This window comes from Streptomyces sp. ActVer (genome assembly GCF_027270795.1).
Taxonomy (GTDB): Bacteria; Actinomycetota; Actinomycetes; order Streptomycetales; family Streptomycetaceae; genus Streptomyces; species Streptomyces umbrinus_A.
Genome location: NZ_JAPWHT010000527.1, coordinates 1 through 6,733, shown reverse-complemented (window position 1 = coordinate 6,733; position 6,733 = coordinate 1). Strand labels below are relative to the sequence as shown.

At 68.4% G+C, this 6,733-nt stretch carries 4 protein-coding genes; 3 read left to right on the top strand and 1 reads right to left on the bottom strand.

Annotation, left to right across the window (positions count from 1 at the left end; all coding sequences use genetic code 11):
* Window positions 1-55: 55 nt before the first annotated feature.
* From O3Q52_RS46355 to O3Q52_RS46345, 3 genes are all read left to right on the top strand, one after another.
* Window positions 56-1,396, top strand: a complete 1,341-nt coding sequence (locus O3Q52_RS46355) for an LCP family protein (protein ID WP_269654495.1) — start codon at window positions 56-58, stop codon at window positions 1,394-1,396.
* 258 nt (window positions 1,397-1,654) lie between these two features.
* Complete coding sequence (locus O3Q52_RS46350) at window positions 1,655-3,391, top strand: LCP family protein (protein WP_269654494.1); 1,737 nt, start codon at window positions 1,655-1,657, stop codon at window positions 3,389-3,391.
* A 463-nt stretch (window positions 3,392-3,854) separates the two neighbouring features.
* On the top strand, window positions 3,855-5,459 hold the full coding sequence (locus tag O3Q52_RS46345) for an LCP family protein (protein ID WP_269654496.1): 1,605 nt from the start codon (window positions 3,855-3,857) through the stop codon (window positions 5,457-5,459).
* 90 nt (window positions 5,460-5,549) lie between these two features.
* Here O3Q52_RS46345 and O3Q52_RS46340 read toward each other — a convergent pair whose 3' ends face one another.
* Window positions 5,550-6,578, bottom strand: coding sequence for a glycosyltransferase family 2 protein (locus O3Q52_RS46340; RefSeq protein WP_269654493.1), 1,029 nt, complete (start codon window positions 6,576-6,578; stop codon window positions 5,550-5,552).
* Between the last annotated feature and the right edge of the window lie 155 nt (window positions 6,579-6,733).

Below are 6,733 nucleotides of genomic sequence, written 5' to 3'. Positions count from 1 at the left end.
GCCCGGGCCATGGTCGTAGGAGTAGGTCCGTACGCCATGAGGGGTGGACTCAGACGTGAGCGACACCGGAGGGACGCACGGTACGGCCCCGGCCCCGGCCCCGGTCGGGCCCGGGGTCGGTGCGTCTCCCACCGGGGCCGGCGTCAGGCGCCGTCGGCGGCGCTGGCTGCGGTACACCGCGATCGGCGTCGTCGTGGTCGTGGTGGGCGCCGCGGGAGCCGGCTGGGTGCTGTACGAGAAGCTGAACGGCAACATCACGTCGGACGACGACACGGCCGCCGAACTCGCGCGGTTCGAGAAGGAGCGCCCGACCTCGCTGGTGCGCGACGCACAGAACATCCTGCTGATCGGGTCGGACTCGCGGTCGGGGGACGGGAACCAGAAGTACGGACGGGACTCCGGCACCGAGCGGTCCGACACCACCATCCTGTTGCATCTCCCGGCCGACCGGCGCAGCGCGACCGCGGTCTCCCTCCCCCGGGATCTGATGGTGGACGTGCCGAGCTGCCGACGGCCCGACGGCAGCCGTACCTCGCCGACGTTCGCGATGTTCAACCACGCCTTCCAGAGCGGCGGTTCGGCGTGCACGATCCGTACGGTCGAGAAGCTGACCGACATCCGGATCGACCACCACATGGTCGTGGACTTCCGCGGCTTCAAGGACATGGTCGACGCCGTCGACGGGGTCGAGGTGTGCCTGAAGGAGCCGATCGACGATCCCGCCGCCAAGCTCCGGCTGGCCGCGGGCAGGGTGAAGCTCAACGGCGAACAGGCCCTCGGGTACGTACGCGCCCGCAAGACCATCGGCGACGGCAGCGACACCGACCGGATGGACCGCCAGCAGCGCTTCCTGGGCGCCCTCGTCAACAAGGTGCGCAGCAATGACGTACTGCTGAATCCGGTGAAGCTCTATCCGGTGCTGGACGCGGCGACCTCGTCGCTCACCACCGACCCGGGTCTGGCGAGCCTGCGGGGCCTTTACGACCTGGTCCGCGGCATGCGCAACATCCCCACCGAACGTGTGCAATTCCTTACGGTGCCGCGGGAGTCGTACGCATACAACGCCAATCGCGACCAGCTCGTGGAACCCGAGGCGGAGAAACTCTTCGAACGGCTACGCATGGACGCCCCGTTGGAGGTCTCGAAGGAACTTCCGGAGGATTCCGGCACAAAGAGGAGCGGCACGAAGCCGGTCGGCGACGGGGACGCGAACGGCGATGCGCCCAACTACGAGTCCCATGAGGGAAGTCATGACGGGAGCATCGAGGACCGCGAGGAGGGATTCGGCCGGGAAAACGGCAAATCGGGTGCAAAGCGGCCCGAAGGCCCCTCGCCGGCACCGAGCCCCGCTCCCACTTTCCGCGGGAACACGGCCGCCGAGGACGCCTGCGGTTAACGCCCGAACAGGCCTCTGGGTAAAGAGCACACCAAGACGGGGAACGTACGTTCAAAGAATTGGGTGGATTGCCCGGTTGTAGGGACGTGCAATTTCTCACCGTCGTCGCTGTACGCCGAACTGGGCGGATAGTGTGAGCGATCCGGTGCACCCGGTCCTGAGGTCCGTCCTGAGGTCGCGCACTGGTTGGACCGACTGACCGAGCGTCTTTTGAGGGGGAAAGACGCCGCGTGGCCCCGACGGAGGACTCAAGCAACCGTGGACGCGCAAGGCCGTGGGCGGGCGGACGATATCGATCCCGCAGACCAGTGGGTACTCAACCCGAACACCGGTGACTACGAACTGCGACTGCAGAGTTCCGCACCGCAGTCGACGGTTCCCAATCCCCGGAGAACCGCCCCCCGTGCCGGAGGGGCGGCAACACGCCCGCGTACCGCGCCGGGCCGTGGCCGGGAGGTTCCGGGCACCGATGTGCCGGGACCGCGCAGGCGCCGTGGCGCGCCGGACGAGCCGCCTCCGGGCCGCCGCCGGACTCGTACGAAACCCAAGAAGTCGCGGGCGAAGAGAATACTGCTGTGGACCGGCGGCATCATGGCCTTCGTGCTGGTCGGTGTCTCGGTGGCGGCGTACGCCTACATCAAGCACCTTGAGGGCAACGTCAAAACGACGGACGTCGGCAGCGCGGGTGCGAGCGGCTTCAGCAAGGACGAGGCCTTCAACATCCTGATCATCGGTACGGACAAGCGCACCGGCGAGGGCAACGAGGGCTACGGCGACAAGGGCAGCGTCGGGCACGCCGACACGAGCATCCTGTTGCACGTCTCCAAGGACCGTACGAACGCGACCGCGATGAGCATTCCGCGTGACCTGATCGTGGACATTCCGGACTGCCCGACCAAACAGGAGGACGGTACCGACAAGGTCATCCCGGGGACGGTCAAGCAGCGCTTCAACACGAGCCTGGGCCAGTACGAGCGGGACCCGGGCTGCACCATGCGCACGGTCAAGGCGGTCACCGGCATCTCGGTGGACCACTTCATGATGGCCGACTTCAACGCGGTCAAGACCCTGACCACCGCGGTGGACGGTGTCGACGTCTGTGTGGAGAAGGCCGTCGACGACAAGGAGTCGAAGCTCAAGCTGCCGGCAGGCACGTCCAAGGTCGAGGGTGAGCAGGCGCTGGCCTTCCTGCGGACCCGGCACAGCTTCGGCAACCAGGGCGACCTGGACCGCATCAAGGTGCAGCAGCAGTTCATGGGGTCGCTGATGCGCAAGATGGCGTCCAGCGACACCCTCACCAACCCGAGCAAGCTGCTGAAGCTCGCCGAGGCCGCCACCGGGGCACTGACCGTGGACACCGGCATCGGGAAGGCCAGCACGCTCAAGGACGTGGCGCTGGAGCTGAAGAAGGTGCCGCCGAAGAACATCACCTTCACCACGGTGCCGGTGCGGGACAACCCGGCCGAGAAGATCAAGGCGACAGTCGTCGTCGACGAATCACGCGCGCCCCAGGTCTTCCAGATGATCAAGAGCGACACCTCCTTCACCGCGGTGAAGCAGAAGGAGGCGAAGGAGAAGGCGGCGGTCGCCGCCCGTCTCAAGGGCGAGAAGTCCGACGCCTCCGAGGTGCGCGTACAGATCCTCAACGGCGGTGCCCCGGGCGGCAGCGCGCAGGCCCAGCTCAACTGGCTGCAGCTCGAAGCGGGCGTGTCCAAGTCCGAGAACGCGGGCAACTCGGGTGACACACAGGCCAAGACGACACTCGAGTACGCGCCCGATCAGGCGGACCAGGCCCGCAGGCTGGCCGACATCATGGGTCTGACCGGCTCGGCGATGAAGCCGGGCAAGAGCGTCACCAACTCCCAGGGACTGCCGACGATGACACTCACGCTGGGAGAGGACTTCAAGGGCGCCGGGGTGAAGCTGAACTCCGCTTCGGCCGCCACTCCGGATGTGGAGAAGTCCACGGCTGACAAGGTCCAGTGCGCCAGCTGATTCGCTGACGCGGGTGACCTGACGGGCCTGTCGCACGTCTTACGGGGCGAGCGACAGGCCTTTTCCGGATACGGAGTTGGCCGTATCCGGTGCGGGTCGGCCGGTATCCGGCCCGGAGTTGTCCGGCTTGGAACACAACCGTGCGGGGCCCACGTTGGTCTGACGTGGGGCACCGCTGTGTCGACTGCACGTCTGTCCGACGTCGGCCGCATGCCGGGCCGACAGCACGCGGCCGTGCCAGTCGCTGATTTTGCCGATGCGTAGCCAACCCGGTTCGGGCCCACAGGGGTCTGACAGGTGGCGGACCAGTGTCGGACAGGGTGGCCTGACAGGGTCCGCTCCGCACCGGCCAGGGAGGGCCGGACGCGGGGCGCGGCCTTGTGTCGGGCAACAGGGGTGGGGAAGGGGCAGGGAGTTGAGTCAGAGCAGTGTGCAGGGGGAGGTGCCCGCGGTCGAGGACACGATGTCCCTCGCTCCGCAGGGCAAGGACACAGCGGCCGGGCCGGGCAGGCACGGCGGGAACAGGCGGCGGCCAGGAGGCCAGGGAACCGACCGGTCCCGCCGCAGACGGCGGGTGCTCCGCTGGTCGGCGACGGTCCTGTCGGCGGTGATACTCGGGACCGCCGGTACGGGATACCTGTACTACCGGCACCTGAACGGCAACCTCGAGAAGGGCGAGCGCAGCAGCGGCGACTCGAAGGCGCCGAAGACGGCTCCCAACGCGGCCGGGCAGACTCCGCTGAACATCCTGCTGGTCGGCTCCGACAGCCGTGCCTCCGACGCGAACGTGGCCCTGGGCGGCAGCAGGGACACCCGCGGCAACCCGCCGCTGGGCGACGTGCAGATGCTCATCCACCTGTCCGCGGACCGCAAGAGCGCCGCGGTGGTGACCATCCCGCGCGACACCCGGGTCGACATCCCCAAGTGCACGGACCCGGAGGACGGCAAGACCTATCCGGCGACCAACACCATCATCAACGCGTCGCTGTCCCGCGGCGGAGCCGGCTGCACACTGGCCACCTGGGAGAAGCTCACCGGGGTCTACATCGACCACTGGATGACGATCGACTTCGCGGGCGTCGTGAGCATGGCGGACGCGATCGGCGGGGTCGAGGTCTGTGTGAGACAGAACGTGAAGGACGGCCCGCTGCCCGGTGTGCCCGGCGGCTCCGGCCTGAAGCTGAAGGCCGGTACGAAGAAGGTCAAGGGCAAGCAGGCGCTCCAGTGGCTGCGCACGCGCCACGCCTGGGGCAGTGACCTCATGCGGGCCAGGGCTCAGCACATGTACATGAACTCGATGATCCGCGGACTGAAGGACCAGAACGTCTTCACCGACACGGGCCGCCTGATGGGCCTGGCCGAGTCGGCCACCAAGTCACTGAAGGTCTCCGAGGAGATCGGCACGGTCAAGAAGCTGTACGACCTGGGCATGCAGCTCAAGACGGTGCCGACGAACCGCATCACCATGACGACGATGCCGAACGTCCCGGACCCGCTGGACGCCAACCACGTGGTGCCGGCCGGTGCCGACGCCGAGAAGCTGTGGTCGATGCTCCGCGACGACGTGCCGTTCGACAAGAACGGCTCGGACTCGGGCGCGAAGAAGAAGCCCGCCGAGAAGGCCGAGAAGACCTCCAAGGACCCGGCCGCGGCCGACGGCCAGATCGCCGTACAGGTGCAGAACGGCACGCGGACGAGCACGGAGGCGGCGGCGCCCCTGCGGGCGAGCGCGATCGCTGACCAGCTCACCGGCAAGGGCTTCACCCAGGCGGTGGCGGACCGTTCGGCCGCGCCCAGCGAGGAGAAGACGGTCGTCCGCTACCCGAGCGCGGACCTGGAGGGCGACGCCCAGCGGGTCGCCAAGTCGCTGGGTATTCCGCTGAGTTCGGTGAAGCGGAGCACCGACGTCACGGGGGTCACCCTCGTCGTGGGCGCCGACTGGCGTACGGGCACGGCCTATCCGAAGAAGTCGGCCCCGAAGGCCGGGGACATCCCCGGCAACGCCGACGCCATCAACGGGTCGGACAAGAGTCAGTGCATGACCGTGTACAAGCCCTATCGCTGGTAGCCGTCCCGGGTGGCTGTGGCTGATCCCGCAGACGCCGAAGGCCCCTTCCCTGTCCGGGAAGGGGCCTTCGTCATGTCCGCCAAAAGGCGGTCAGTTATCGCTCAGCACCGCCGGCCGCCGTGACGCGATGACCTTCCTCGCCAGCGACTTCGGGCTGGTCAGGAAGCCGATGCCCCACGACATGTGCATGGTGGCGAGGGCGACGGGAATCCACAGCCGTGCCTTCAGGGGCAGCCCCTTGCCCGCCGGGACCGAGCCGAGGGCGACCGCCGCGAGGTAGCCGCCGGGAACCAGGAAGCCCCAGGGGGTCACCGCCGCACCCACCACGAGCCCGGCGACGATCGCGCAGACCGCGGCCGGCGGGGCCAGGTAGCGCAGGTTGATCGAACCCGAGTGGTAGCGGGCGACGACATGACGCCAACGCCCGTAGTCCTTGTACTGCTTGGCCAGGGCCCCCACCGAAGGACGCGGACGGTACGAGACCCGCAGCTCGGGCGAGAACCAGATCAGGCCGCCCGCCTCACGGATCCGGAAGTTCAGCTCCCAGTCCTGGGCGCGGATGAACTCCTCGTTGTAGCCGCCCTGTTGCTCCAGGGCCTCACGGCGGAAGACACCGAGGTACACGGTATCGGCCGGTGCGGCCTCGCCGCCCGTGTGGAAGGCCGCGTTGCCCACGCCGATCTTCGACGTCATCGCCGCGGCGACCGCGTGCTCCCAGTCGTTCTCGCCCTCGGCGTGCATGATGCCGCCGACGTTCTGCGCGCCGGTCTCCTCCAGGAGACGGACGGCGGTCGCGATGTAGTTCGGCGAGAGCATGCCGTGCCCGTCGACGCGTACCACGATCGGGTGGCGCGACGCCTTGATCGCGGCGTTCAGCGCGGCGGGGGTACGACCGGTCGGGTTCGGCACCGTGTGCACCCGGGAGTCTTCTCGTACGAGCTCGGCGGCGATCTCGTCCGTACGGTCCGTCGAGGGACCGATGGCGATCACGACCTCCATCTCACCCCCGTACTCCTGGGCGAGGATCGCTTGGACGGCTCCACGCAGATGCCGTTCCTCGTTGAGGACGGGCATGATCACGGAGACGGCGGGGAGCTGCACGTCGGGCTTGGCGTTCATCGCGGATTACGTTACCGCGAATGGGGGACACGGACGCGCGCCGCCCGGTCCCTGCGCCGGGCCGCAGATCGTATGGGCCTACGGTGCTCGCGGACCCCCACCACCCGGCCGACGCGGAGGTGCCCGCCTTGCCCACGCCGCCCCGCTCCCCCGCC